This window comes from Streptomyces sp. MMG1533 (genome assembly GCF_001279775.1).
Classification (GTDB): domain Bacteria; phylum Actinomycetota; class Actinomycetes; order Streptomycetales; family Streptomycetaceae; genus Streptomyces.
Genome location: NZ_LGDG01000237.1, coordinates 38198 through 64042, shown reverse-complemented (window position 1 = coordinate 64042; position 25845 = coordinate 38198). Strand labels below are relative to the sequence as shown.

The 25845-nt window shown below is 70.9% G+C and carries 21 protein-coding genes and 1 riboswitch; of the genes, 11 read left to right on the top strand and 10 right to left on the bottom strand.

Features of this window, described 5'->3' with window-relative positions; genetic code table 11:
- Positions 1–169: 169 nt before the first annotated feature.
- Together ADK57_RS30605 and ADK57_RS30600 are read right to left on the bottom strand one after the other, a co-directional pair.
- Entirely contained in the window at positions 170–1306 is a 1137-nt protein-coding gene (locus tag ADK57_RS30605) for a glycoside hydrolase family 53 protein (RefSeq protein WP_053752860.1), read from the bottom strand.
- A gap of 65 nt (positions 1307–1371) precedes the next feature.
- Positions 1372–3372 (bottom strand): beta-galactosidase, encoded by a 2001-nt coding sequence (locus tag ADK57_RS30600; RefSeq protein ID WP_053752859.1) that lies wholly within the window; start codon positions 3370–3372, stop codon positions 1372–1374.
- Between the two features lie 268 nt (positions 3373–3640).
- Here ADK57_RS30600 and ADK57_RS30595 point away from each other — a divergent pair, with 268 nt between their 5' ends.
- The 5 genes from ADK57_RS30595 (at position 3641) to ADK57_RS30575 (ending at position 8864) form a co-directional block, all read left to right on the top strand.
- Positions 3641–4978: an ABC transporter substrate-binding protein gene (locus ADK57_RS30595; RefSeq protein ID WP_053752858.1), complete on the top strand. Its 1338-nt coding sequence runs from the start codon at positions 3641–3643 to the stop codon at positions 4976–4978.
- Positions 4975–5976 carry a carbohydrate ABC transporter permease gene (locus ADK57_RS30590; protein WP_199830722.1) on the top strand — a complete coding sequence of 334 codons (1002 nt, stop codon included), beginning with the start codon at positions 4975–4977 and terminating at the stop codon, positions 5974–5976. Before ADK57_RS30595 ends, ADK57_RS30590 begins: the two co-directional genes overlap by 4 nt.
- Positions 5973–6851, top strand: a complete 879-nt coding sequence (locus tag ADK57_RS30585) for a carbohydrate ABC transporter permease (RefSeq protein ID WP_053752857.1) — start codon at positions 5973–5975, stop codon at positions 6849–6851. Before ADK57_RS30590 ends, ADK57_RS30585 begins: the two co-directional genes overlap by 4 nt.
- Positions 6852–6883: 32 nt before the next feature.
- Complete coding sequence (locus tag ADK57_RS30580; RefSeq protein ID WP_053752856.1) at positions 6884–7912, top strand: LacI family DNA-binding transcriptional regulator; 1029 nt, start codon at positions 6884–6886, stop codon at positions 7910–7912.
- Positions 7913–8015: 103 nt separating this feature from the next.
- Positions 8016–8864, top strand: coding sequence for a Cof-type HAD-IIB family hydrolase (locus tag ADK57_RS30575; protein ID WP_053752855.1), 849 nt, complete (start codon positions 8016–8018; stop codon positions 8862–8864).
- Here ADK57_RS30575 and ADK57_RS30570 read toward each other — a convergent pair.
- The 3 genes from ADK57_RS30570 to ADK57_RS30560 form a co-directional block, all read right to left on the bottom strand.
- Positions 8828–9583, bottom strand: a complete 756-nt coding sequence (locus ADK57_RS30570) for a LysM peptidoglycan-binding domain-containing protein (protein ID WP_053752854.1) — start codon at positions 9581–9583, stop codon at positions 8828–8830. The two genes, ADK57_RS30575 and ADK57_RS30570, sit on opposite strands and share 37 nt — an antisense overlap.
- A 5-nt stretch (positions 9584–9588) precedes the next feature.
- Positions 9589–9752: riboswitch (cyclic di-AMP (ydaO/yuaA leader) on the bottom strand.
- Between the two features lie 280 nt (positions 9753–10032).
- Positions 10033–12075: a CocE/NonD family hydrolase gene (locus ADK57_RS30565; protein WP_053752853.1), complete on the bottom strand. Its 2043-nt coding sequence runs from the start codon at positions 12073–12075 to the stop codon at positions 10033–10035.
- 18 nt (positions 12076–12093) lie between these two features.
- Positions 12094–13617 (bottom strand): peptide MFS transporter, encoded by a 1524-nt coding sequence (locus ADK57_RS30560; RefSeq protein WP_053752852.1) that lies wholly within the window; start codon positions 13615–13617, stop codon positions 12094–12096.
- A gap of 206 nt (positions 13618–13823) precedes the next feature.
- Here ADK57_RS30560 and ADK57_RS30555 point away from each other — a divergent pair, with 206 nt between their 5' ends.
- The 5 genes from ADK57_RS30555 (at position 13824) to ADK57_RS30535 (ending at position 19376) form a co-directional block, all read left to right on the top strand.
- Positions 13824–14834 carry a polyprenyl synthetase family protein gene (locus ADK57_RS30555; RefSeq protein ID WP_053752851.1) on the top strand — a complete coding sequence of 337 codons (1011 nt, stop codon included), beginning with the start codon at positions 13824–13826 and terminating at the stop codon, positions 14832–14834.
- 184 nt (positions 14835–15018) lie between these two features.
- A complete protein-coding gene (locus ADK57_RS30550) occupies positions 15019–16023 on the top strand; it encodes a CHRD domain-containing protein (protein WP_053752850.1) in 1005 nt (334 codons plus the stop codon).
- A gap of 247 nt (positions 16024–16270) precedes the next feature.
- Entirely contained in the window at positions 16271–17494 is a 1224-nt protein-coding gene (locus ADK57_RS30545) for a LolA family protein (protein ID WP_053752849.1), read from the top strand.
- A 33-nt stretch (positions 17495–17527) separates the two neighbouring features.
- The gene (locus ADK57_RS30540) at positions 17528–18517 is read left to right on the top strand and encodes an ABC transporter ATP-binding protein (protein ID WP_053752848.1); all 990 of its coding nucleotides are present in this window, start codon (positions 17528–17530) and stop codon (positions 18515–18517) included.
- On the top strand, positions 18504–19376 hold the full coding sequence (locus ADK57_RS30535) for an ABC transporter permease (RefSeq protein ID WP_053752847.1): 873 nt from the start codon (positions 18504–18506) through the stop codon (positions 19374–19376). The genes ADK57_RS30540 and ADK57_RS30535 overlap by 14 nt, the downstream gene beginning before the upstream one ends.
- 15 nt (positions 19377–19391) lie before the next feature.
- On the opposite strand, the gene ADK57_RS30530 is transcribed toward ADK57_RS30535, so the two are convergent.
- The 3 genes from ADK57_RS30530 to ADK57_RS30520 form a co-directional block, all read right to left on the bottom strand.
- On the bottom strand, positions 19392–19976 hold the full coding sequence (locus ADK57_RS30530) for a flavodoxin family protein (protein ID WP_053752956.1): 585 nt from the start codon (positions 19974–19976) through the stop codon (positions 19392–19394).
- 97 nt (positions 19977–20073) lie between these two features.
- Positions 20074–21489 (bottom strand): amidase, encoded by a 1416-nt coding sequence (locus ADK57_RS30525; RefSeq protein WP_063786038.1) that lies wholly within the window; start codon positions 21487–21489, stop codon positions 20074–20076.
- Between the two features lie 50 nt (positions 21490–21539).
- Entirely contained in the window at positions 21540–22082 is a 543-nt protein-coding gene (locus tag ADK57_RS30520) for a DUF6668 family protein (protein WP_053752846.1), read from the bottom strand.
- A gap of 268 nt (positions 22083–22350) precedes the next feature.
- Here ADK57_RS30520 and ADK57_RS47985 point away from each other — a divergent pair, with 268 nt between their 5' ends.
- A complete protein-coding gene (locus tag ADK57_RS47985; RefSeq protein ID WP_078973428.1) occupies positions 22351–24240 on the top strand; it encodes a tetratricopeptide repeat protein in 1890 nt (629 codons plus the stop codon).
- Positions 24241–24258: 18 nt separating this feature from the next.
- On the opposite strand, the gene ADK57_RS30500 is transcribed toward ADK57_RS47985, so the two are convergent.
- A complete protein-coding gene (locus ADK57_RS30500) occupies positions 24259–25209 on the bottom strand; it encodes a M28 family metallopeptidase (RefSeq protein WP_053752842.1) in 951 nt (316 codons plus the stop codon).
- A 150-nt stretch (positions 25210–25359) separates the two neighbouring features.
- Positions 25360–25824 (bottom strand): VOC family protein, encoded by a 465-nt coding sequence (locus tag ADK57_RS30495; protein ID WP_053752841.1) that lies wholly within the window; start codon positions 25822–25824, stop codon positions 25360–25362.
- Between the last annotated feature and the right edge of the window lie 21 nt (positions 25825–25845).

The window sequence follows — 25845 nt, the reverse complement described above, 5'->3', positions numbered from 1 at the left end:
GTCACGAGGGAACGGCCACCCGTATCCGTGGTGTAGCCAACTACACCGTCCGGCGGCGACCGGGCCGTCACCGTCCGGCGGCGACCGGGCCGTCACCGTCCGGCGGCGACCGGACCTCACCGTCCGGCGGCGACCGGACCGTCGCCGCCGGTGAACAGGCCCCACGGTCCTACGACCGGTAGCGCCCCAGCGTCTTGAGGCCCGGCAGCGCCTTGTCCTCGAAGTCGAACAGCGCGAGGTTCTCCCACGCGTTGCCGGACGACGGGTCCTGCGGGTTCCAGCCGCTGCCGGCGCGGTACGTCCACACGCCTTCCCAGTAGCAGTAGCCGAGGCCCTGCCCGCCGGGGACGGCGGCGGCGAGGTCGGCCACCGCGCGCAGCCAGGCCGCCTGGCCCTCGGGTGTGGCGGGGAAGCCCTCGGTGAGCTGCGAGGGGTCGTTCATGATGTCGTTGACGTCGTCCTCGCTCTCCAGCGTGAACGGGTACGCCGTCTCGGCGATCACGCACGGCTTGCCGTAACGGGCCGTGATGTCGGCCATGTTGGCGGCGGCCTGCTCCACCGGCCCGTGCCAGAAGGGGTAGTAGGAGAGCCCGATGATGTCGAAGTCGATGCCGTAGGCGACCGCGTTGTCGAACCACCACCGGTACAGCCCGTTGTCGCCGCCGTTGGCCAGGTGGAGGATCGTGCGGATGCGCGGGGTGGTGTCGCGGGCGGCGCTGAGACCGGCCTTGAGGAAGGCGGCGAGGTTGTCCCAGTGCTCCCAGTTGCCGTCGGGCCAGAGCATGCCGCCGTTCAGCTCGTTGCCGATCTGCACCAGGTCGGCCGGGGTGCCCTGCCGCCGCAGCGCGCCGAGGACGTCGGCGGTGTGGTCGTAGACCGCCCTGGTCAGGCCCGCCACGTCCAGGTCGGCCCACGCGGCCGGCTTGTTCTGGTGCGCCGGGTCCGCCCAGGTGTCGGAGTAGTGGAAGTCGACCCAGATGCCGATGCCGGCCCGCTTCAGGCGACGGGCCAGCGGAAGGACGTGGGCCTTGTTGTTGTAGCCGTCGGCCGGGTTGACCCACACCTTGAGGCGGGCGTGGGTGACGCCCGAGTCGGCGAGGATGCGGACGGGGTCCTGGCGGCGACCGTCGGCACACCGGTAGACGGCACCCTTGTCCTCGTTCTTCGGGAGCGAGGAGATGTCCACCCCGCGGATCTCCAGGCGGCGGCGTTCCCCGGCCGCCGCGGCGACGGCGGGTGCCGCGCCGAGCACGGGAATCGCCAGTGCCGCGGCTCCGGCGGCGGTCAGAACACTGCGTCTGCGCATGTCAGGGTCCCTTCACGGTGAAAGTCACAAAGGAAGAACAAAAGGAACAAAGAGGGGCAAGAAACTCAGCGTGGTTCGCGGAACACCTCGACCGCCCCCGCGGGCACCGCCGCCCGGCTGCCGTCCGCCAGCACCACCTTCACCTCGGCGTCGGTGTGGTTGACGGCGAAGCGAAACGCCCCCGACCCGCCCTCCCGTACGACGAGTTCGACGTCCCGGGGAAGGTCCACAGGCGTGACCCCCGCGTCCGCGAGGGCGAGGTCCACGACCGCCGCCAGATCGGCCCCGGTCAGCCGCGTGGCCAGATACCAGGCGGCCCCGTCGCCGAGCGCCCGCCGGGTGAGCGCCGGGCGTCCCGCCGTGCGGCCGCCGGCGAAGACGGCCACGGTCTCGCATCCGTCGCCGGGGACGACGTACTCGGACCACACATCGGCCTCCCACGCATCCCCGTGAGACGTCCGTACGGCGATCCGCTCGCCCGGCAGCAACGGGTCGAACTCCTCGACGGTCAGCCCGAGCACGTCCCGCAGCGCTCCCGGACAGGCCCCGGGGTGCACGGCGTCGTGCTCGTCGACGATGCCGGAGAAGCAGGAGACGAGCAGCGTGCCGCCGCGTGAGACGTACCGCTCCAGGTCGGCGGCGACGGAGGCGGGCGCCGCGTACAGCTGGGGGACGACCAGCAGCGGGTACCGAGAAGGATCGACGTCCCCCAGCCCGGCCGGCGCGAAGAAGTCCACCGTCAGGTGCCGGTCGTACAGCGCTTCGTAGAACGCGTCGAGGCGCTCCCGCGCGTCCAGGTCCTGGCTCGGCCGCCACTCCAGGCTCTGCGCCCACCAGGAGTCCCAGGACCAGACCATGGCCACGTCGGCCCGGGTGCGGCTGCCGCGCAGGTCGGCCAGGTCCGCGACCCGGCGACCCAGATCAGTGACCTCCCGCCATACGCGGGTCCCGGTCCCTCCGTGCGGCAGCATCGACGAGTGGAATTTCTCGGCGCCGCTGCGGGACTGCCGCCACTGGAAGAACATCGCGCCCTCGGAGCCTCGGGCGACATGGCCGAGGGAGTTGCGGGCCATCTGGCCGGGCTCCTTGGCGGGGTTGTGCGCCTGCCAGTTGATGCCGGACGGGGAGTGTTCGAGCAGCAGCCAGGGAGCGCCGCCCGCGACCGAGCGGGTGAGATCGGCGGCGAGGGCCAGGTTGACGTGGGTGCGGCGGCCGTCGGTGATCAGGTAGTGGTCGTTGGTGACCAGGTCGACCTCCTTGCCCCACTCCCAGTAGTCGATGCTCTGGCACTGACTCGGCGCGACCATGAAGTTGGTGGTCACGGGCACGCCGGGGGACAGGTGGTGCAGGATGTCCCGCTCGGCGCGGAAGTTGGCGCGGGCCTGACCGTCCGCGAACCGCTGGAAGTCCAGCTGCTGGGCGGGGTTGCCGACCGTCGGCGTCGCCCGGGGCACCCCGATCTCCTCCCAGTCGCCGTAGAGCTGGCCCCAGAAGGCGGTGCCCCAGGCCTGGTTGAGGGCGCCGAGGGTGCCGTAACGGTCCTGCAGCCAGGCCCGGAAGGCGGCGGCGCAGGTGTCGCAGTAGCAGGTCAGGACGGGTGCGCCGTACTCGTTGTGGACGTGCCACAGGACCACGGCGGGATGCCGCCCGTAGCGCTCGCCGATCCGCGAGGTGATGTTCGCCGCGGCGGCCCGGTAGTGGGGGTTGGAGTGGCAGATCGCACCGCGTGAGCCGAACGCCAGTCGTACGCCCTCCCGGGTCACCGGCAGGGCGTCCGGGTGGGCGCGGTAGAACCACGCGGGCGGGACGACGGTCGGGGTCGCGAGGTCGACGTCGATGCCGGCCTCGTGAAGCATGCCGATGATCCGGTCGAGCCACTCGAAGTCGTACTCGCCGGGCCGGGGTTCGATCCTCGACCACGCGAAGATGCCGAGCGAGACCATGGTGACCCCGGCCTCACGCATCAGCCGTACGTCCTCCTCCCACACCTCCTGCGGCCACTGCTCGGGGTTGTAGTCGCCCCCGAAGGCGAGTGGCAGGCGGTCGTGCGGGGCGGCGGAGGGCATGCGGTGGCTCCCGGGAATCGGCAGAGGTGACGCCAGGTTTCTGTGATCGTGCACAGTACCGATTACGGCTGGCATCTGTGAGCAACAAGTAGGTAACCCCAGGCATCCGCCATTGACAAGGGCCCGAAACAATTCTCTACTGTGCACGATCACAGAGCCGCGCGGCCCTCGCGCACAGCCCCTCGGTCACGTCCCGCAGAACCTCCCCCCACGGCGGTTGCCGCGTACGCGAGACGTCGACGAGGTGGGCTCGTCCAAGTCAGGGGAGATGAAGATGTCGATCAACCGCCACCGGATCAGCAGGCGCAACATCCTCGCCGGGGCCGCAGCCCTCGGCCTTACCAGCACCCTCGCCGCCTGCGGCGGTTCCGACGACGCAGACTCCGGAGAGAGCAGCGGGCCGGTCAAGCTGACCTACTGGTCGTGGGCGCCGAACATGGAGAAGGTCGCCGCGATCTGGAACAAGAAGAACCCGGACATCACGGTCACGGTGTCCAAGCAGGCCAGCGGCCAGGAGATCCTCTCCAAGCTGATCACCGCGAAGAAGGCCGGCAACGCCCCCGACCTCATCCAGGTCGAGTACCAGTCGCTGCCCACGCTGGTCTCCAACGACGTCCTGGCCGACATCTCCAAGTACGCGGGCGACACCAAGTCCGACTTCGCCGAGGGCCTGTGGGGCATGGTCACCCTCGGCACGGACGCGCTCTACGCGATCCCGCAGGACTCCGGGCCGCTGATGTTCTACTACCGCGAGGACCTCTTCAAGAAGCACGGACTCAGCGTCCCGAAGACCTGGACGGAGTTCGCCGAGGTCGCCCGCGCCGCCAAGAAGGCCGTCCCGGACGCCTATCTGACCACCTTCTCCTCCAACGACCCGGGCCTGTTCGCGGGCCTGTCGCAGCAGGCCGGCGGCAAGTGGTGGACCGTCGACTCCGCGGGCAAGTGGACCGTCGGCATCGACGACGCCGGCACGAAGCAGGTCACCGAGTTCTGGGGCGGCCTGGTGCAGGAGGGCGTCATCGACAACCAGCCGATGTACACCCCGGCCTGGAACAAGGCCCTGAACGAGGGCACCCACCTCGCCTGGGTCTCCGCCGTCTGGGCGCCCGGTGTGCTGGTCGCCTCCGCCCCCGACACCAAGGGCAAGTGGCGCATGGCCCCGCTGCCGCAGTGGAAGTCCGGCGAGAACGTCACCGGCAGCTGGGGCGGCTCCTCCACCGGCGTCTCCACCGACTCCAAGCACGCCGAGGCCGCCGCCAAGTTCGCCACGTGGCTGAACACCGACCCGGAGGCGCTGGCCGCCCTGGTCAAGGAGGTCGCGATCTACCCGGCCGCCACGAAGGGCCAGTCCGGCGACGTCCTGACCACCCCCGAGTTCTTCTCCAACCAGACGGACTTCTACACGACGGCCGGCGAGATCGCCGCGACCACGGCCGCCGCGGCCTGGGGCCCCAACGTCAACACGACCTACACCACCTTCCAGGACGCGTTCGGCCAGGCCACCAAGTCGAAGAAGGAGGCTCAGTTCGTCTCCGCCCTCGGCACCGTGCAGTCGAAGACCTTCGACGACATGAAGAAGCAGGGCTTCGAGGTGACCGAGGCATGACCAGCGCTCCGCTCAAGGGCTCCGACCGCCTCGCGGTCGGGCCCTTGGCGGACGGCACCGGCACCGCCAAGTCCGTCCGCCCCAGCAGCCCCCGCCGCCGCGGCCGCGGCCGCAGCGCACCGTACTGGTTCCTGGTGCCGACGCTGGTCCTGTTCGCCGCCTTCACCGTCATCCCCATCGGGTACGCGATCTGGCTCAGCCTCCACAAGGTCAAGGTCAAGGGGATCGGGCTCGGCAAGGGCGCCCGTGAGCAGGTCTGGAACGGCCTCGGCAACTACACCGACGTGTTCCAGAACTCCGAGTTCGGCCACAGCGTGCTGCGCGCCTTCGGCTACGGCCTCATCGTCATCCCGACCATGCTGGGCCTCGCGCTGGTCTTCGCACTCATGCTGGACACCCCCAAGGCGCGCAGCGCGCCCTTCGCCCGGCTGATGATCTTCCTGCCGTACGCCGTGCCCGGCATCATCGCCGCCCTCATGTGGGGCTTCCTCTATCTGCCGAGCGTGAGCCCCTTCTACTACCTGCTGGACAAGTTCGGCCTCCCGCAGCCGGACCTGTTCGACGGCGGCAACCTGTACCTGTCCTTCGCGAACATCGCGGTCTGGGGCGGCACGGGCTTCAACATGATCGTCATCTACACCGCGCTCAGGGCGATCCCGCAGGAGATCTACGAGGCTGCCCGCATCGACGGTGCGTCCAACCTCAAGATCGCCCTGCGTATCAAGATCCCGATCGTGATGCCCTCGCTGGTGCTCACCTTCTTCTTCTCGGTGATCGCCACCCTCCAGGTCTTCACCGAGCCCATGGCCCTGAAGCCGCTGACGAACAACCTCCAGAGCACCTGGAGCCCGCTGATGGCCATCTACGACAGCGCCTTCCTGAAGTCCGACATCTACGGAGCCTCCGCCACCGCGGTCGTCCTGGCCCTGGCCACCTTCGTCCTCTCCTTCACTCTGCTTCGCATCTCCGACCGCTACACCCGGGAGGACCGGGCATGACCCCCCTCACCCTCACCGCCGACGCCACCGGCAAGACCGCCAAGGCGCGGCGCACGGCCTGGGTCCCCACGATCGTGCTGCTGCTCGGCACGCTGTACTGCCTGATCCCCATCGCCTGGGTGATCATCGCGGCGACCAAGGACCGGTCGGAACTCTTCTCCACCTTCAGCTTCGCCCCCGGCACCGGCCTCTTCGGCAATCTGAGCGACCTGACGGACTACCGGGACGGCATCTACTGGCAGTGGATGGCCAACTCCGCCTTCTACGCCGGTTTCGGCGCCCTGTTGTCCGCCGCGGTCTCCGCCGCCGGCGGCTACGCGCTCGGCCGCTACACCTTCCGCGGGCGGGAGGCCATCTTCAAGATGATCCTGGCCGGCGTCCTGGTGCCGAGCATCGTGCTGGCCGTACCGCAGTACCTGCTGCTGTCGAAGATGGGCCTGGCCGACTCGTACTGGTCGATGCTGCTGCCGTCGATCCTGTCTCCGTACGGCGTCTACCTCGTCCGCATCTACGCGGCCGCCTCGGTGCCCACCGAGCTCATGGAGGCCGCCCGCATGGACGGTGCCAGCGAGTGGCGGATCTTCTCCCGGATCGCGGTGCCGATGATGATGCCGGGCCTGATCACGGTGTTCCTCTTCCAGTTCGTCGGCATCTGGAACAACTTCCTGCTGCCGTACGTGATGCTGGCCGACGACACCAAGTTCCCGATCACGCTCGGGCTCTACACCCTGCTCGCCCAGGGCGCCTCGCAGCCCGCCCTCTACACCCTGGTCATCACCGGATGTCTGCTGGCGATCCTGCCGCTGATCGGGCTCTTCCTGGTGATCCAGCGGTTCTGGTCGCTGGACCTGCTGAGCGGTTCGGTCAAGGCCTGAGGCACCCGGACTCCCTTTCACGAACGAGGAACATGACCACCAGCGCCAACGGACGCCGCAAACCGCCCACCATCCACGACGTGGCGCGGGAGGCGGGCGTGTCGCGGGGTACCGTCTCCCGCTTCCTGAACGGCGGCCACTACGTCTCCCCGGCCGCCCGCCGGGCCGTCGAGGCCGCCATCAGGAAGACCGGATACGTGGTCAACCGGCATGCGCGCAGCCTCAGTACGGGACGTTCGGACTCGGTGGCCTTCCTGCTGACCGAGCCGCAGGAGAAGTTCTTCGAGGACCCCAACTTCAACGTGCTGCTGCGGGGTTGCACCGAGCGCCTCGCGCAGCACGACATCCCGCTGCTGCTCATGCTGGCGGCGAGCGACGACGACCGGCGCCGGCTGACCCGGTACATCACCTCGGGCCACGTCGACGGCGTCCTGCTGGTCTCCAGCCACAGCGGAGACCCGGTCGCCGCCGAACTGCGCGACGCCGGCATCCCGTTGGTGGCCTGCGGCAAGCCGCTGGGTCTGGGCTCCAAGGTCAGCTATGTGGCGGCCGCCGACCGCGACGGCGCCCAGGAGATGGTCCGCCACCTCCTCGCCGGTGGCCGGCGCCGCATCGGCATGATCACCGGCCCTCTGGACACCCCTGGCGGCACGGATCGTCTGGCCGGCTACCGCGATGTGCTCGCCGAGGCGGGTCTGCCCTACGACCCCGCGCTGGTGGTGGAGGGCGACTACCGCCGCACCGGCGGCGAGCAGGCCGCCCGTCGGCTCCTGTCCCAGGCTCCCGACATGGACGCGGTGTTCGTCGCCTCCGACCTCATGGCCCAGGGAGTCGTCAACGCCCTGCACCAGTCCGGCCGTTCGGTCCCCGACGACATCGCCGTCGGCGGCTTCGACGACTCGGCCGCGGCCACCGCCGTCACCCCGGCCCTCACCACCATGCGCCAGCCCTACGACCGCATCAGCGCCGAGATGGTCCGCATGCTGCTCGCGCAGATCGCGGGGGAGGACACGGCGGGCGTGATACTGCCCACGGAACTGGTGGTACGCGACTCCGCGTGACCGCGCCAACTGCCGTAACCGGAGCAGACGTCAACGCATGTGAAGGCTGCAGCCGTCCGGTTCGCGTCGAGTCGATGCGCCGTTCCATCCGTATTCTCTGATCATGGCCGCACCCACCGCATATTCACTCATCGCCACCGACCTGGACGGAACGCTGCTCCGAGGCGACGACACGCTTTCCGACCGGTCGCTCGCCGCGCTCGCGCGGGTGGCTGCCGCCGGGGCCCGGCATCTGGTGGTGACCGGCCGCCCGGCGCCCAGAGTGCGGCCGCTCCTCGACGACCTGGGCAGCGAGGGGCTCGCGGTGTGCGGGCAGGGCGCGCAGGTGTACGACGCCGGCGCGGACCGGCTGCTGTGGTCGGTCACCCTGGACCGGGAGCTGGCCGAGACCGCGCTCGGCAAGATCGAGGCCGAGGTCGGCCAGCTGTACGCGGCCGTGGACCAGGACGGCGTCGACGGGCTGACGCTCATCGAGCCGGGCTATCTGATGCCGCACCCGACCCTGCCCGCCGTACGGGTCGGGCGGCGCGACGACCTGTGGTGCGAGCCGATCAGCAAGGTGCTGTTGCGCCATCCCGACCTGTCCGACGACGAGTTGGCGGCGACGGCGCGTTCCGTGGTGGGTTCTCTGGCCACGGTCACCATGTCGGGTCCCGGGACCGTCGAACTCCAGCCATGCGGCATCACCAAGGCGACGGGCCTCGCCCTGGCCGCGGAGCATCTCGGGCTCGGCCCCGAACACACCATCGCCTTCGGGGACATGCCCAACGACATCCCCATGTTCGACTGGGCCGCCCACGGCGTCGCCATGGCCAACGCCCATCCCGAACTCCGGTCCGTGGCCGACGAGATCACCCTGTCGAACGAGGACGACGGCATCGCCGTCGTCCTCGAGAGACTGTTTCCCGGCGTCCCTCAGTACGCGCCGAAGACGTTGTCGATCGAACCGTAGCGCGCGGCCGCGTAGTTGCAGGCGGCGGTGATGTTCGCGACCGGGTCGTACGGGTCCCACGACGTGCCGTCCACGTGGTACGCCTGGAAGGTCGGGTCGATGGTCTGGAGCAGGCCCTTGGACGGGGTGCCCGCGGCGGCGTTGGAATCCCAGTTGTTGATGGCCTGGGGGTTGCCGGACGACTCGCGCATGACGTTGCGGTAGATGCCGTCGTACGAGCCAGGGATCCCCTTCTGCGCCATGATGTCCAGCGCTTCGCGGATCCAGCCGTCGAGGTTGTTCGCGTACGTCTTGACGGAGGCCTGGGTGGCCTGGGCGACGGACTGGGTGGTCTTCTTGGCGGCCGTCGTGCTCGCCGTGCCCGCCTTCTTCGCCGTCCTGACCTTCAGTTCGACACCCTGGTGGATCAGCCTGGGGTTGTCGCCGACGGCCTTGCGGTTGTCCTTGTAGAGCTGTCGCCAGCCGCCGGGAGTGTCGTACTTGTCCGCAATGCCGTAGAGCGTGTCGCCCTTGACCGTGGTGTGCGTGACGGACCTGACCTGCGCTGCGGCCTGCGCTGTGGTCTGCGCGGTGGCGGGGGCCTTGGCCGGCTGTGCGGCGCTCGCCGTGGTCGCGCCCAGGAGCGGGAGTGCGAGGGCGGCGACGCCTGTTCCGGCGACGACGGCGCCTCGGGTGAGCGGGCTGGTTCGGGTGCGGCGGTGCTTGCCTCGTGCGGCCATGGCGCTGTTCCTCTCCGGCGCCTGCGAGGTGAGCTGTCGGGTTCGGGCGGGAGATGCCCGGCCGTGCCGCCCTGAGGCGGCACGACTCAACCCCTAGCCGTACCGGTGTGATCTCCGGTGCGGCGACTTACCTGGGTCCCCCGCTCCTGCCGTGCGGTGTTGGTCGATGGGTGTCCGTTGGGCGGCGGCAGGATTAGGCGTCCGCCCGACAGGCCCGGAACGTATGCGAGAGCACATGTCCGAAACAAGTGGCGGATTCACACATGGCACTGTTGACCTTGGTCTGAGGCGTTTGAGGCGCTTGATCCTTTGCTGTTGCCAAGACTCAACTGGCGCATGAGGCAAGGGGGAAAGTGGGCCTGTGGCGGCGGGGTCGGGTGCCGCGGCGAGTGACTCAAGTCACGGGCAGGCGCAAGAGTGGTAAATCGGGCAATGGGCCCAACTCATAGTCAACCGGCTGTCCGTGGAATCCGCTTCTCCCACGTCCGGTGGAAGACCACCTCGTCGCCGTCCGTGCAGATCACCTCGTTGGAGGTGAGAAAGTCCGTCCCGTCACAGCCGATCTCCGACCGGGTGCGGACCGTCGCCCGCCAGGCGAGCTCCGGTCGGTGCAGCCCGACCGTCCAGTCCGAGCGGGCATGGGCCGACAGGGGATCCGACTCGTTGATCGTGTACGTCTCCAGCGCGTCCTCGGTGAACTCCAGACCGTCGGGGTACACACGCGTGCCGCCGTAGCGGGGGTCCACCTCCAGCCGCCACTCGCCCTTGGCCACATCGCGTACGACCAGCCGCTCGGGGCGCGGCTCGTCGAGCGTGACGGGGCTCCATCCGTCAGCGGCTACGCCGTGGGTCATGCCGAGGGGCTCGGACTGCTCCGGTTCCTCGAAAGCGATGCCGGATGCGGATTCCCTTGTCCGTACCGGGAGTTCGAGGAAGCTGCCCTCCGGCTCCAGCGTGAAGCCCGCCGCCGAGTCGGGCTGCGGCCAGATCCACGGCCAGTACGCGGAGGAGACGGCGAGCCGGATGCGGTGGCCGGCCGGGACGGCGTGCCCGATGCCGTTCAGCTCGAACTCGACGTCCTCCGTGGTGCCCGGCTCCCACGGCACGGCCTTGTCCCGCCCCTGCCGCGCCGACAGGTTCAGCACGCCCCGGGTGACCAGGGTCGAGGAACCGTCCGGGGCCACGTCGCACACCCGGGCGATCACCTGGCCGCGCGGTACCTCGGAGGTCAGCCTGAGCCGCACCTTCGGCCGTCCCAACACCCAGGTCTCCTCGTCGACTTCGAACTCGAAGGACACCGACCGTGCGTCCTCCTCCCGCTGGTCCGGCGGCAGGTCGGCGTCGTTGCCGAAGGGGAAGAAGCGGCCGGCGTCGACGCCCGTGTGCTGCGGCGAGCGGACGAGGAAGGGGGCGCCCTGAAGGGCGTGCAAGGTCGGCGTGACGTTGGGGGAGGGCCAGGCCGGCTCGCCGACCCAGCGGCCGGGCAGGCTGTCGTAGACCGTGGCCGGGGGGTGGGAGTCGCTGACGTAGGCGCGCAGGAGGGGCTCGGACATGGCGCCCCCCGCGCCGGAGGCGCTGTCGGATGCGGTCTTCCCCTTCAGCCAGTGGTCCCACCAGCGCAGGGTCTCCTGGAGGAAGCCGATCGCCGGGCCGGGCGGGAGACCGCGGTCGGGGTACTGGTGGGACCAGGGGCCGATCAGGCCGCGGACGCGGTCGGCGGGCAGGTGTTCGACGAGACGGAGCACCGTGTCGCGGTACGGGTCGTGCCAGCCGCCCACCGCGAGGACGGCGGCGTCGATCGCGCCGTAGTCCTCGCAGACGCTGCCCTGGCGCCAGTAGTGGTCGCGGGTCTGGTGGTCGAGCCAGGTGTGGATGAAGGGGGTGACCTCCTCCAGGCGCTTGAGCCACATGTCCCGCCAGGCGTCGCCGACGTACCGCGGGTCCGGCGGGCGGGACACGAACGCGAGCATGGTGGCCGCCCAGGCGTGCATGTCCACCGCCAGGACGGAACCTCCCATGTAGTGCACGTCGTTGTCATAGCGGTCGTCGGTGGAGCAGACGGTGACGACCGCCTTGAGCGGCTCGGGTGCGAGGGCCGCGATCTGGAGGGAGTTGAAGCCGCCCCAGGAGATGCCGAACATGCCGACCTTGCCGTCGCACCAGGGCTGGGCCGCCAGCCAGTCGACCACCGCGACCCCGTCGGCCAGCTCCGTCGCCGAGTACTCGTCGCCCGGGATGCCCTCGCTGTTGCCGTGTCCGCGCACGTCCACTCGTACGGAGGCGTAACCGTGGCCCGCGTACCAGGGATGGCGTTGCCAGTCGCGGGGCGCGGTCCAGTCGGTCAGGCGGTACGGCAGGTATTCGAGGATCGCGGGTACTGGTTCGTCCGTCAGGGGACGCCACACGCGCGCGTAGAGGAGGGTCCCGTCCGGGAGCGGGATGCGGATGTCCTCGTGGGTCGTCTCGTAGGGGAAGGACGTACGGATGTGCATGAGCGTGACCCCGTGAGTTCAGTGGACCGGGTGCATGGTGCGCCGCAGCCACGGCGCCGCGGCCATGACCGCCGGCCCCGCGATCGCGCCGTTGACGCCGAAGTGGGCGGGCCTGGAGACGGCGTCGTAGAGCTTCACCGTCCGGGCCTGGACGCCGTCGGCCAGGGCGAGGGACAGGAACCGGAGGGACAGGAACCGGAGGGACATGGTCTGGCTGGAGAAGGCGGCCGGGGCGCGCTTGGTGGTGGCCGACCTGCCGGAGGTCTCCAGCAGGATGCCGCCGAGGCCGAGCAGGAGGTAGGAGCCGACGATCCACCAGGCGGACATCAGGTGGTCGTCCAAGGCGTGCCCGGACGTCGGCAGGAGCATCAGCAGGAACGACAGACCGCCGAGGACGACCCCGATCGCGATCTTGTCGGAGGCGTGCGGCCGGCCGCGGCCCGTCCGGACCCGGAGCGCGGCGACCACGAGCGCGAGACCGACCTCGAAGGCGCCGAGCGCGGAGGCGTACCAGACGGCGGCGAAGCCGAAGCCGAGAAGGGCCGTCTCGGCGTTCGACGCGGCCGGCTGCATCATCGTCGAGTACGCCTGGAAGAGGATGAAGTTGAAGGCGGTCGAGGCCAGGAAGAGGACGAGGTACGGCCGCAGTCGGCCGCGTTCCCCGGCGGTCATGCGGGGGCTCGTGAACATCACCGCGAAGCAGACGGCCGGGGCGGTCACCGAGACGAGGGTAAGCAGGTCGACGAAGCGGTCCATGGTGAGCCGGCCCGCGGCGGCGAAGCCCGTCGCGGTCACCGCGGTGGCGGCGATCCCCGCGACGAGCAGCCGGACCGCGCGGCGCATCGAGTCCGGGGCGAGGGCGAATTCGGCCGTGTGCTTGCGTCCGGCCAGGTGACGGCGGCCCATCACGTACTGGATCAGACCGAACGTCATGCCGATCGCCGCCGCCGAGAAGCCCTGGTGCCGGCCCTGGTGCTCGCCGAGCCGGCCGGTGATCAGCGGGCCCGCGAAGGCACCGGTGCTGATCGCCGTGTAGTGGAGGGCGAAACCGGCGTCGCGGCGGTCGTCGTCGGTGGTGTAGAGCTTGCCGACCATCGTGGCCACGTTGGGCTTGAAGAGCCCGGTACCGGTGCTGATGAGCCCCAGCCCCACCCCCAGCCAGGTCGTGGCGGCCGTGGGGACGGCCATGGAGCAGTGGCCGCAGGCGATCAGGACACCGCCCCACAGCACCGCGCGGTACGACCCGAGGATGCGGTCGGCCAGCCGGCCGCCGGCTACGGAGCCGAGGTAGCCGAGGCAGCCGAGCGTGCCGTAGGCGGCGGATACGGAGGCGGCGGTTCCGGCCGACATGCCCAGACCGCCGTGCGCGACCGTGTCGGCGAGGCAGAGGACGAGGATGGCCTGCATGCCGAGGAACGAGAAGCGCTCCCAGACCTCGAGACCGGAGAGGGTGAGCAGCCCCTTGGGCCGGCCGGAGAGGGCCGAGTCGTCCTCGGGAGGCGGCCGGCTTCCGGGCGCGGTAGCGACGGTGGTTCGGGACACACTGCACTACTTCCATGTAAGTCGATAGATATCCGTTCTTTTCAAGTGATCAAAAACATACCCGTCGTGATCCGATACCGCCCGGCCTGGACGGGCAGGCGCTATCGGTGATCGAAACGTGACCGGATACGCTGACTTGAGTGATGGCAGCGACCTATCGACAAACCGTGTAATCGCCAGTAGACACAGCAGACAGGAGATCCCTCGTGACCGTCGTCGGGCCGTTCGGGCTGAGCGTGCGGGACCAGGCTCTGGAAGCCGATGTCCAGGCCGGATTGGCGGCTGTCGAGGAGGGACTGCTCGAAGCCACCAAGAGTGAGGTCCCCTTCATCACGGAGGCCGCCCAGCATCTGGTGCGGGCGGGTGGAAAGCGGTTCCGGCCGCTGCTTGTGATGCTTGCTGCCCAGTTCGGGGACCCTTATGCGCCGGGGATCGTGCCCTCGGCGGTGGTGGTGGAGCTGACGCATCTGGCGACGCTGTACCACGACGACGTGATGGACGAGGCCGAGGTGCGGCGCGGGGTCGCCAGCGCGAACGCCCGCTGGGGCAACTCGGTCGCGGTCCTCACCGGTGACTTCCTGTTCGCGCGCGCCTCGCACATCCTGGCCGACCTCGGCCCCGAGGCGGTCCGGGTCCAGTCGGAGGCGTTCGAGCGGCTGGTGACCGGTCAGATCCTGGAGACCGCCGGCCCGACGGACGGCCGTGACCCGGTCGAGCACTACCTCGACGTCCTCGGCGGCAAGACGGGATCGCTGGTGGCGGTGGCGTGCCGCTTCGGGGCGATGATGTCGGGCGCCGACGAGACGGTCGTCGACGTGCTGACCCAGTACGGCGAGCGCCTCGGCGTCGCCTTCCAGCTCGCGGACGACGTCCTGGACATCGCCTCCGACTCCCACGAGTCGGGGAAGACCCCGGGGACGGATCTGCGCGAGGGCATCCCGACCCTTCCGGTACTGCGGCTGCGCGAGCGGGCGGAACGGCTGGGGCTGGCCGAGGACATCGCGCTGTGCGAACTCCTGGACTCCGACCTGACCGACGACGCCCGCCACGCGGAGGCGCTGAAGGGGCTGCGGGCGCATCCCGCACTGGAGCAGGCGCGACGGGACACGGTGCGGTACGCGGAGGACGCGCGGGCGGCATTGGCTCCCCTGCGGGAGTGCGACGCCAGGGCCGCGCTGATGGAGCTGTGCGACGCGGTGGTGCACCGGGCGGGCTGATGCCGCCCCGGCCCTGGGGGGCGGCCCCCCAGGGCCGTGCGCCCCAGTGCGCTCGCGCAGACCCGAAAGTGTGCGTGACGCACGTCACATCCCTGGACTGAGTCCAAACTAAGATCGACCCCGTATTCAAGCCCGGAAGCTGACGCAGGGGGTGTCAGCTCCTCTACGGGGAGAAAACAACATCATGGGCATGAACGCGACCTTCTCAGTGCGTCGTAAGAGCCTGCTCGTCACCGCCGTCGCGGTGGCCGCCGCCGGTGGTGTCGCCGCCACGGTGATTCCCGCCTTCGCCGCCGGAGGCGACCGTGCCGACCACACGGGCCACTCCGGAAGCGGGCAGGAGATCGTGAGCCAGAGCGGAAGCACCGGCGGCACCGTCCTCGCCGCGAGCCTCCGGGGCGCCAACGAGGTGCCGGTCGACGGCGGTCCCGCCGTCGGCGACAAGGACGGCGCCGCGCTCCAGTTCGTCAAGGTCAGTGGCGACAAGGTCTCCGTCGCCGTCAAGTGGCGCGGCACCGGCGAGCCGACCGCCCTCCACATCCACCAGGGCGCCAAGGGCACCAACGGCGGCATCAAGGTGGACTTCACCGAACTGCTCGACAGCAACGGCAAGGGCCGTACCGTCACCGGAACCGTCAAGGTCAAGGACGCGGCGCTGCTCGACGCCCTGAAGACCGACCCCGACTCCTTCTACGCCAACCTGCACACCGCCGAGTTCCCGGGCGGAGCCGTCCGTGGCCAGCTCCACAAGGTCACCGTCGCCGCCTTCGACTTCCGCGACGCCCTCCACAACTTCCAGGCGTCCGTCCTCAAGGGCAAGCAGATCTACGAGTGCAAGCCGGCCGAGGGCGGCGGGTACGCCTTCGCCCAGCGGGACGTCAGCGCGGTGCTCGGCGCCGGCATCGCGCACTCCTTCGTGAAGCCCAACTCGGGCACGCCGCAGTGGATCGCGCCCGACCGCAGCGCGGTCACGGGGGCGGTCATCTCCAGGACCCCGAACGGGGACGGCAACATCCCCGAGCTGGACCTCAAGGCCACCCGGTCCGGCAAGCACCACGGCCTGCTCGCCGACACCACGGAGATCCTGCGGCTCAACACTGTCGGCGGCGTCGCCCCGGCCGGATCCTGCACGCCGGGCACGATCGTCGGCGTGCCGTACCAGGCGGACTACGTGTTCCTCCGCGGCTGAGCCATTGCCCCCGGAAGGCGGTGTCTCCACCCGAACCCCTACGGGTCGGGGGAGGCACCGCCTCCGTGTGTCATACCCCAGGTGTACGCGGAGTTGAGCCCGCGGGTTGACGAATCCTCCTGGCCGATTTGGTCAGATGGGAACCACGGAAAACACCACTCCTCACCGATTCGGGTGAGAATGGCGGCTACGGGGTGGACATACGGGAGTTGGAACAGCCGCCGCCGACGACGGAGGTAAGGCACACATGGCACCGTTCGAAACCGACGACAGCACGACCGCCGCGGAGGCCGACGACCGGCACGCGGGGCGGCGCAAGGCCGCACGGTACGTCGTCCCGGTCGCGGTGGTGGGGGTGGCGGCGGCGACCATCGGGCTCGTCCCCGCGCTCGCCGACTCCGGCGACCCCGACCTGCCGAAGATCAGTGCACAGGAACTCATCGAGAAGATCGCCGCGTCGGACGTACAGCAGCTGTCCGGCACGGTGAAGATCAGCACGGATCTCGGACTGCCGGACCTCGGCGGTCTGGAGAGCAGCCTGACCTCGGGCGCCATGGATTCGGGCAACGGCCAAGGTTCCTCCGCCGACCCGTCCGCCAAGCTCACCGAGCTCGCGTCCGGCACGCACACCCTGCGGGTCGCGGCCGACGGCCCGGACCGGCAGAAGCTGTCGCTGCTGGAGAGCGGCTCCGAGTACAGCGTGATCCACGACGGCAAGGACGTCTGGGGGTACGACAGCAAGTCCAACGAGGTCTACCACGCCACCGCCTCCGACAGCGCGGCGGCCGAGAAGGAGCAGGACGTCCCGGCCACGCCCAAGGACCTCACCGAGGAGGCCCTGAAGGCGGTAGACGACACCACGTCCGTGACCGTCGAAGGCACCGCGCAGGTCGCGGGCCGCGACGCCTACCGGCTCGTCGTCAAGCCCAAGGATTCCGGGTCCACGGTCGGCCAGATCACCGTGGCCGTCGACTCGAAGACCGGGCTGCCGCTGAAGTTCACGCTGACCCCGTCCAGTGGTGGCGCCGCCGTGATCGACGCCGGCTTCACCCAGGTCAGCTTCGCCGCACCGGCCGCGTCCACCTTCGACTTCACGCCGCCCAAGGGCGCGAAGGTCACCGAGGGCGATGCCATCGAGGACGACGCGCACGGCGCGCACGACGGGGCGGCGAGCCGGAAGTCCGAGGAGGACCTCGGCAAGGGCCTCGACGGCCTCGAGGTCATCGGCGAGGGCTGGAACTCCGTCGCCACCTTCGACACCGGCGGCGAGGGCGTGCCCACCGGCTCCGACGTCGGCGGCGACCTCGGCGGCTTCCTCGGCTCGCTCGGCGACAAGGTGACCGGCAAGTTCGGCTCCGGCACGGTCTTCTCGACCCGCCTGGTCAACGCGCTGATCACCGACGACGGCAAGGTCTACGTCGGGGCCGTCAACAAGGACGCCCTGGTGAAGGCGGCCAACGCGGCGAAGTAAGTACCGTACGTGCACGAGGAATCGAGGGAGCCGATGGGCGAACCGTCCGCCACGGAACCGGAGTCCGAGCCGGATCCGCAGGGTGTGGAGGACAGCGTCATCCACACCCGCGCGCTCACCAAGCGCTACCGCGGCGGGCAGCTCGCCGTCGACGGTCTCGACCTGACCGTCCCGGCGGGCAGCGTCTTCGGCTTCCTCGGTCCGAACGGCTCGGGCAAGACCACCACGATCCGCATGCTGATGGGCCTCATCGAGGCCACGTCGGGATCGGCCCGGGTCCTGGGCCGGCCCATGCCGCGCTCGGCGCGCGCGGTGCTCCCGCACGTGGGCGCGCTCATCGAGGGCCCCGCCCTGTACGGCTTCCTCTCCGGCCGCGACAACCTGCTGCGCTACGACGCCGCCGACCCGACCGCCGACCCGCGTACCCGGCGCACCCGCGTCGCGGCGGCGCTGGACCGGGTCGGCCTCGCGGCGGCCGCGGGCAAGAAGGCGAAGGCGTACTCGCTCGGCATGAAGCAGCGGCTCGGCCTCGCCGCCGCGCTGCTCCAGCCGCGCAGACTGCTCGTCCTCGACGAACCGACCAACGGGCTCGACCCGCAGGGCATGCGCGAGATCCGTTCCCTGATCCGGGAGCTGGCCTCGGACGGCACGACCGTCTTCCTCTCCTCCCACCTCCTCGACGAGATCGAGCAGGTCTGCACGCACGCGGCGGTGATGGCCCAGGGCCGCCTGATCACCCAGGGCCCGGTGGCCGACCTGGCGGCGGGCACGCGCGGCCGGCTGGTCGTGACGACTCCGGACCCGGCGGACGCGGCCCGGGTACTGAAGGAGCAGGGCGCTGCCGACGTGGTCATCGCCGACGACCGGGTGAGCGCCGAGCCTCCGCCGGACCGCGACCTGGCGGACGTGAACGCCGCGTTGGTGACGGCGGGTGTCCGCGTCCGCGGCTTCGGCGTCGAACGGGCCTCGCTGGAGGACGCGTTCGTGGCGCTGACGGGGGAGGGGTTCGATGTCGCAGGCTGAGGCCGTACGTACGCCGAGCGTGCTGTGGACCTTCGGGTTCCTCCGCAACGAGCTGTGGACCACCTTCCGCCGCTGGCGCACCCTTGCCCTGCTCGGCGTGCTGGCCGCCGTGCCGATCCTGGTCGGGATCGCCGTGAAGATCGAGACCGGCGACGGATCGGGGCCCGGCGGCGGCGGTGGCGGCGGGGGCCCGGCGTTCATCTCGCAGATCACCAACAACGGCCTGTTCCTGGTCTTCACCGCGCTCGCCGCTACGCTCCCCTTCTTCCTGCCGATGGCCATCGGCGTCATCGCGGGCGACGCGATCGCCGGCGAGGCCAGTGCGGGCACCCTCCGCTACCTCCTGGTCGCCCCTGCAGGCCGCACCCGCCTGCTGCTCACCAAGTACGCGACCGTGCTGGCCTTCTGCCTGCTGGCCACCCTCGTGGTCGCGGTCTCGGCCCTGACGGTCGGAGCGCTGCTCTTCCCCCTGGGCGACCTGACGACCATCTCCGGCACGCAGATCAGCTTCGCCGAGGGCCTGGGCAGAGCCCTGCTGATCGCCCTGGCCGTCGCCGCGTCACTGGTGGGCATGGCCGCCCTGGGCCTGTTCGTGTCGACCCTCACCAACAGCGGCATCGCGGCGATGGCGACCACGGTCGGCCTGCTGATCACCATCCAGATCCTCGACCAGATCCCCCAACTGCACGCGATCCAGCCGTACTTCTTCTCCCACTACTGGCTGTCCTTCGCCGACCTCATGCGCGAGCCCGTCTACTGGGACGACCTGGTGAAGAACCTCGGCCTCCAGGCCCTGTACGCGGCGGTGTTCGGCTCGGCGGCCTGGGCGCGGTTCACGACGAAGGACATCGGCTCCTGAGACCTTGAGGCGTGCTCACTCGGTCTCGTACGGGAAGCGCGCGAGCGGCGTCTGTCGTGCGAAGAACGTCTTGGCGCGGGTCAGCGCCGCGGTGTCCTTCAGTACGTCACCGGGCTTGCTGCCGTTGCCGAGCAGCACCCCGCCGAAGCGCATCCCCATGTACGCGGCCGAGTTGCCGAGCGTGCCGACCAGGGGGTCGGCGACCTCCTCTTCCTCGTGCGCGAGCGCGGTGACGCCCCACAGCGTGCGCCCGGCCAGGGTGGCCTTGAAGTCCAGGCCCGGGGTGCGCAGCCAGCCGGACCAGTGGTCCAGGTAGCGCTTGACGGGCGCCGAGACCGAGTACCAGTACAGCGGCGACGCGATCACGATGTCCGTCGCCGCGAGTGTCGCGTCGAGCAGCAGTGCCACGTTGCCCTCCGTCGGACGGGTGTGGTCACTGTCGTGCCGCAGGTCCACGAAGTCGGGCAGCGGGTGCTCGGCGAGACTGAGCCACTGCTGCTCGACATCGGCGGGGAGTTGCTCGGCGGCCCTGCGGGCCAGCATCTCGGTGTTGCTCTCGGTGCGGCTGCTGCCCAGGACGAAGAGGAAGCGGCGGGTCATGGGATCCCCCAGGTGGTCGGCGTGCGACGACTTCATGCGTCTGCATTATATGCGCACGCAATCAATGTGGGCAATCGGTCACCGGCGCGACCGGCCCTCACGCCGTCTCGATGATGCCGACGGTCCGGAGCAGCAACTCCTCCCGCCCGTGCGGCGCCACGATCTGGAGCCCGACCGGACACCCGTCGGGACCGAACCCCGCCGGGATGCTGATCGCCGGGTGCCCGCTCAGGTTGAACGCCCAGGTCAGGGCGGTGGAATAGCGGTCGCCGGGACCTTCGTGGCCGTGCGGTGGGTTGGGGGTCGTCGGGGTCAACAGCAGCTCCACGTCGGTGAACAGGGCGGCCAGGCGGCGGTCGTTCTCCGCGCGGGTGCGGTGTGCGGAAGCGGGGTCCGCGCCGGGGGACCTCAGGGCGAGCCAGGCGGGGGCGGGGTCCTCCAGGCGGAGGGTGGCGCCCGGCGGCGCGAGGCGTGCGGCGCCTGCCTCCACCACATTCCGTACGCCGCCGCCTTCGGGGTGTATGCCGCCGTCTTCGGGCCGTACGACGTCGCCTTCGGGCCGTACGACGTCGGCTTCTGTGGGCCGCGGGGTGTCGGCGGCGGCTTCCGCGAGCTGTATGACACCGGCTTCCGCGAGGCGTACGGCCGCCGCGCGGGCGATCGCGACGATGTCCGCATCGGGTGCGGCGAAGCCGAGGTCGGGGGACCACACGGCGGTCGCGGGAGGTCCGGTGCGCCGAGGGCGGCCGGGCGGCGAGTCCGGGGGCGGCGCGTCCTCCACGCCGTTGGGCAGAGAGCCGGAAGCCCACGGGCTCTCCGGCACGCCCGACTCCCGCACTCCCGACTCCCTCGCCCTTCCCGACACCACGCGCCAGTAAGCGGCCGCATCCGACGCGCACCGGGTCAGCACGCCGGGCGCCGTGAGCCCCGTACGGTCCGCCGTCGGCAGCCGCCCGTTCGTGACCTTCAGCCCCACCACACCGCACCACGCCGCCGGAATCCGTACCGACCCCGCCCCGTCGCTCCCCGTCGCGAGCGGCACCAGCCCGGCGGCCACCGCGGCTGCCGACCCGGCCGAGGAGCCGCCCGGCGTACGGTCCGCCCGCCAGGGATTGACGGTACGGCCGTGGGCCCCAAGTCCCCAGGTCTGCCAGGGAGTTCCGGGACCCGGTACGGCCGTCGCACCCACCGGCACACACCCGGCCGCCAGCAGCGGAGCCGCCGTACGCAGCCCGTGCCGGCCCTTCACCCCGATCGGCACCCCGGCCAGCGGCAGTCCCTCACCGGCCGCGACCCGCTTGTCCACCTCACCCGCCCGCCGCAGCGCCTCCTCGCCCCACACCTCGACGAACGCGCACAGCTCCGGGTCCACCCGCCCGATCCGCTCCAGCGCCGCGGCGACCACGTCGACCGCGCACAGTGCACGCGACCGTACGGCTGCGGCGGTCTCCTCCGCCGAGAGCGCGGCGAAGTCGGAGGGGAAGGAGCGGCTTGCGGACCCGGCGGCTGTCATAGAGGGATTCTCCGCAATACCGGTGAGGGGAACGGTACTTGGACGGCCGCTCAGCGCGACCGCTCCGCCGCCCCCGTGAGGCGGGCCAGCGCCTCGGTCCCGCGGGGCGGGGTTCCGCTCAGGTCTCCCAGGCGCCAGGCCTGCACCCAGGGCACGCGGTGCACGTCGGTCGCCGACTCGATCACCCTGACCCGCTGGGCGAGCGGGCGCGGCAGCCGGCCGGGCGCGTCGGCGACCAGGACGACCGCGTCGAGGCCGAGGCCGGGTGGAACCTTGCCGTGCCGGAAGAGCTCCAGGGTGTGCAGGACGGCGCTCAGTCCGGCCCCGTGCGTACGGGCGACGAGCAGGACCGGGCGTGGGTCGGCGGGGCCCGGCCAGTCGCGTCCGCAGTCGTGGCCGCCGTAGACCGCGGCGAGGGTGGAGGTGCCGGCCCCGCCGTGCGTGCCGACGAAGGAGCAGCCACGGGGGGTGGCATCGGCATGGGCGGGTGGCTGCGGCGGTCCGTCGCCCCATGTGGCCACAGGCCCGCGGAGCCAGATCTCAGGCCCTCGCGGCATGTCCCGCGCTATGCCCGCCGGCGCGTCCGTCCGCATCCCCCGCTCCTCCCTGGCCATCCTCGACACCCCCCCTGCTACCCGGCGACGCGCACGGCATCCGGACGTGTCCTGACGAGGCACCAGTTCCTGGAACGATGCTGTGACGTCGCGGTGACGTGAGAATCGTGAGGGAGCGGAGAGACTCGACAGTACGTCAACGACCGGATCTTGCGCCGAGGGTGCGGAAGCCCGACGCGGGAGGGAGCACCATGGAATCCGAACGCGTCGTCCGGCGACTCCCCGACGCATCCGAGTGAGGGAACAGATGGCTCGACTCAGCCGCGACAAGAAGCGGGACCAGCAGGGCGCCGCGCACCCGGCCGCCCCCGCGGCCGCCCCGATCGACGTCCACGTCCCGGCGTCCGGTCCGGGCGCGGGCGGCGCGTGGGTCGGTGACGTACGGGTCGTCGCGGCCCCCGGCGAGGAGGTCCAGCAGGCCGTCCTCACTCACCTCCACCACCTCGCCTTCACCACCGGCCACGCCGTCCACGCCACGATCCACGACGAGCGCATCGGCTACGTCGTCCCTCTCCAGGTCGACCCGGACGGCGCGAGCCGCTTCACGGCGGACCCGGTACCGATGGCTCCGCCGGGGGAGCGGGAGCCTGTCACGGCGTCCGACTCCGGGCGACCGGCATCGCAGACACCGGTGGCGGAGCCGGGGGCGCCCGCGTCGTCGGCTGCGTCCGGGAAGCCGGGTCGGTCTGGCGTGTCTGTGTCGCCTGAGTCGTCTGTGTCGTCCGGGTCGGGGGAGCCGGGTTGGCCCGGGGCATCTGTGTCGCCGCCCGCGCCGGGGGAGCCTGGGCCGCCCGGGGGGTACGGCGTGCCCGCGCCGCCGGCCGGTCCGTTCGTGCCGTCCGGCGTGTCGGGGCCGCCCGTGGCGCCCGGCATGCAAGCTTCCCCCGACGGCCCCGCGGCCGCCGCAGAGCCACAGCAGTCCCGGCGCGATCTGCCCACGCACCTGCTACGGCCGGTCGGCGAGCCCGTGCGGGACGCCGTTCCCACGTTCCGGATGCGGGCGGTTCCGGAGGCGGAGCCGGCCGACGAAGCAGGCCCCGGCTTCCCTCCGGGGGCGGACGCCGAGCCCGAGCCGCCGGGGGACGAGGCCCCTGCGTTTCCGCCTCCGGCCGGGGAGTCGTCCTCGGCCGGAGAGGCGTCCTCGGCTGATGGGTTGTCCCCGGCCGGAGAGTTGGACCCGGCTGGTGGGCTGTCCCCGGCCGGAGAGTCGTCCTCGGCTGGTGGGTTGTCCCCGGCCGGAGAGTCGTCTCCGGCCGGTGGGTCGTCCTCGGCCGGCGGTTCGTCCTCGGCCAGTCAATGGCCGTCGACCGGATACTCCCCGCCGAATGGGTACTCCCCGCAGACCTTCCCCCTCCGCGCACTCCCGGAGCCGCCCTCCGGCCACGCCCCCGGCACGGTCGTCCCGCCGACCGGCGCGTTCGGCCCGCCACCCGTGATGGACGCGAGGCCGGAACCCGCAAAGCCCGTCCAGCCCGTACAGCCCGTGGAACCTGCCCCGCCCGTGCAGCCCGCCCCGCCCGTACGCCCCGCTCCGCCCGCCTCCCCCTTGCTCCCCGACCTCGCCGCCGAACCCGAACCCGAACCCGACCCCAAGCCCACCCCGCCCCGCGGGTTCGACGCCGTGGCCGAAGCCGTGCTCGGGGACGATCCGCTGACCGCCGCCCCCGGCGACGGCACCGCGCCGCCGCTGCTCGCGGAGCCGTTGGCGCGGATCAACGAGGCAGTGAAGGCGGGACGGACGGACACAGCGGCGGAGTTGGCGGACCGGACCCTGACGCAGGCGTCCGGGACGCTGGGACCGGAGCACCCCGAGGTGCTGCACCTGCGCGAACTGGCCGCGTACATCGCCTACTTGGCAGGCGACCCGGTCCGCTCCTTCCAGCTCTCCCTCGATCTCGCCCACGTCCGCCGCCACACCCGGGACACGGAGGCCGCGTACGGCAACGTCCAGAGCGCGTTCACCGCCTGGCGCGCCGTACGCGACCCCCTCCTGGGCCTGGAACTGGGTCACGCGTTGATCGGCCTGTGGACCGAGCTGACCACCGAGGGCGGCCCCGCGGCCGACGACATCGAGCAGCTGGACAAGGCCCGCGCCCGCATGGGCCGCCTCACCGAACGCGCCCAGAGCGCCCGTTGAACGCGGCATGGTCCGGGTCTACGCCGACAGCTCCCACACCGCGTACGCGAGTGCGTCGCTGTTCCGGTCCAGGGCCGTGTCGTTGATGTTGGCGGTCGTGTCGCACGACGAGTGGTAGCAGCGGTCGAACGCCTGCCCCGCCGTACCGCCCCACTTGGCCGCCTGCGCCGCCGACTTGGTGTTGCTCGCGCCGGTGAAGAGCCCGCCGACCGGGATGCCCGCGCTCTTGAAGGGCGCGTGGTCGGAGCGGCCGTCGCCCTCGGTCTCGATCTCGGTCGGGACGCCGAGACCGGCGAAGTATTCCTTGAAGGTCTTCTCGATGGCCGGGTCGTCGTCGTAGACGAAGTAGCCGGGGTTCGGCGAGCCGATCATGTCGAAGTTCAGATAGCCGCTGATCCGGGCGCGGTTGGCGCTGGAGAGGCTGTTGACGTAGTAGCGGGAGCCGACCAGGCCCAGCTCCTCCGCGCCCCACCAGGCGAACCGCAGGTGCTTGGTGGGGAGGTAGTCCGCCTGGGCCACGGCGAGCGCGGTCTCCAGTACGGCCGCCGAACCGGACCCGTTGTCGTTGATGCCCGCGCCGGACGAGACGCTGTCGAGGTGCGAGCCGGCCATCACGACCTGGTCGGCGTCGCCGCCCGGCCAGTCGGCGATGAGGTTGTAGCCGACGCGGCCGGAAGAGGTGAACTGCTGGATGCTCGTGGTGTATCCGACGGCGTCCAGCTTGGCCTTCACATAGTCGAGCGAGGCCTTGTAACCGGCGCGGCCGTGCGCCCGGTTGCCGCCGTTGGCGGTGGCGATGGACTGCAGCTGGGTCAGGTGCGCCTTGACATTGGCCACCGGGATGTCGGGCGCGGCGGCCACCGCGGGTCCGGACGCAGGGGCCGCGCCGGCCAGGGATCCGCCGGCCAGGAGCGAGACGGCAGCGACGACGGCGGTGGCCGTGGCGCGTCCGGGAACCGAGAGCTTCATGTGGGGGGCTCCGAATTCCGTGGGAATCCTGAATCCACAGGGATTCCACAGTGAATGGGGTGCCTGGATCGTGAAGCTGAGGCTGACGCTCCGTCAAGGGCAAAATCCGGTCAGCGGTGTTCGTATACCGGACCGACTTCCCTGTGACGCTCAGTGCACGCAGAACTCGTTCCCCTCCGGATCCGCCATCACCACCCATGCGCCCGAGGGCTCCCTCACCTCCCGCAGCACACTCGCCCCGAGTCCCGTCAGCCGCTCCACCTCGGCCTCGCGCCGCCCCTCGCCGGGATGCAGGTCGAGATGGAGCCGGTTCTTGACCGTCTTCGCCTCCGGCACCCGCTGGAACAGCACCCGCCGCCCCAGCCCGGTCCCGCTGCCCTCGTCGTACGGGTCGTCGGGATGCCGTACGGCCACCAAGTCCCGGAAGGCGAGGCGGGCGTGGTACTCGACGGTGGCCTCGCGCGGCAGGGCGCCGAGCTCCAGCAACCGCTCGATGAGCGCGTTGTTGTCCTCGACCTGGTAGTTCAGCGCGGCCGCCCAGAAGTCGGCCTGTGCGTGCGGGTCACCGGCGTCGACGACGAGCTTCCAGTGCACGGGTGCGGGTGTCTGCGTCATGCCCACCAGTTATAGCGGCCG

Bases quoted from the DNA above. Each gene is read 5' to 3' on its own strand.
- ADK57_RS30585 (WP_053752857.1), top strand. From the start codon at position 5,973: ATGACCCCCCTCACCCTCACCGCCGACGCCACCGGCAAGACCGCCAAG.
- ADK57_RS30595 (WP_053752858.1), top strand. From the start codon at position 3,641: ATGAAGATGTCGATCAACCGCCACCGGATCAGCAGGCGCAACATCCTC.
- ADK57_RS47985 (WP_078973428.1), top strand. From the start codon at position 22,351: ATGGCTCGACTCAGCCGCGACAAGAAGCGGGACCAGCAGGGCGCCGCG.
- ADK57_RS30495 (WP_053752841.1), bottom strand. From the start codon at position 25,824: ATGACGCAGACACCCGCACCCGTGCACTGGAAGCTCGTCGTCGACGCC.
- ADK57_RS30605 (WP_053752860.1), bottom strand. From the start codon at position 1,306: ATGCGCAGACGCAGTGTTCTGACCGCCGCCGGAGCCGCGGCACTGGCG.
- ADK57_RS30545 (WP_053752849.1), top strand. From the start codon at position 16,271: ATGGCACCGTTCGAAACCGACGACAGCACGACCGCCGCGGAGGCCGAC.
- ADK57_RS30550 (WP_053752850.1), top strand. From the start codon at position 15,019: ATGGGCATGAACGCGACCTTCTCAGTGCGTCGTAAGAGCCTGCTCGTC.
- ADK57_RS30520 (WP_053752846.1), bottom strand. From the start codon at position 22,082: ATGCGGACGGACGCGCCGGCGGGCATAGCGCGGGACATGCCGCGAGGG.
- ADK57_RS30540 (WP_053752848.1), top strand. From the start codon at position 17,528: ATGGGCGAACCGTCCGCCACGGAACCGGAGTCCGAGCCGGATCCGCAG.
- ADK57_RS30590 (WP_199830722.1), top strand. From the start codon at position 4,975: ATGACCAGCGCTCCGCTCAAGGGCTCCGACCGCCTCGCGGTCGGGCCC.
- ADK57_RS30525 (WP_063786038.1), bottom strand. From the start codon at position 21,489: ATGACAGCCGCCGGGTCCGCAAGCCGCTCCTTCCCCTCCGACTTCGCC.
- ADK57_RS30535 (WP_053752847.1), top strand. From the start codon at position 18,504: ATGTCGCAGGCTGAGGCCGTACGTACGCCGAGCGTGCTGTGGACCTTC.
- ADK57_RS30570 (WP_053752854.1), bottom strand. From the start codon at position 9,583: ATGGCCGCACGAGGCAAGCACCGCCGCACCCGAACCAGCCCGCTCACC.
- ADK57_RS30600 (WP_053752859.1), bottom strand. From the start codon at position 3,372: ATGCCCTCCGCCGCCCCGCACGACCGCCTGCCACTCGCCTTCGGGGGC.
- ADK57_RS30575 (WP_053752855.1), top strand. From the start codon at position 8,016: ATGGCCGCACCCACCGCATATTCACTCATCGCCACCGACCTGGACGGA.
- ADK57_RS30530 (WP_053752956.1), bottom strand. From the start codon at position 19,976: ATGACCCGCCGCTTCCTCTTCGTCCTGGGCAGCAGCCGCACCGAGAGC.
- ADK57_RS30565 (WP_053752853.1), bottom strand. From the start codon at position 12,075: ATGCACATCCGTACGTCCTTCCCCTACGAGACGACCCACGAGGACATC.
- ADK57_RS30580 (WP_053752856.1), top strand. From the start codon at position 6,884: ATGACCACCAGCGCCAACGGACGCCGCAAACCGCCCACCATCCACGAC.
- ADK57_RS30500 (WP_053752842.1), bottom strand. From the start codon at position 25,209: ATGAAGCTCTCGGTTCCCGGACGCGCCACGGCCACCGCCGTCGTCGCT.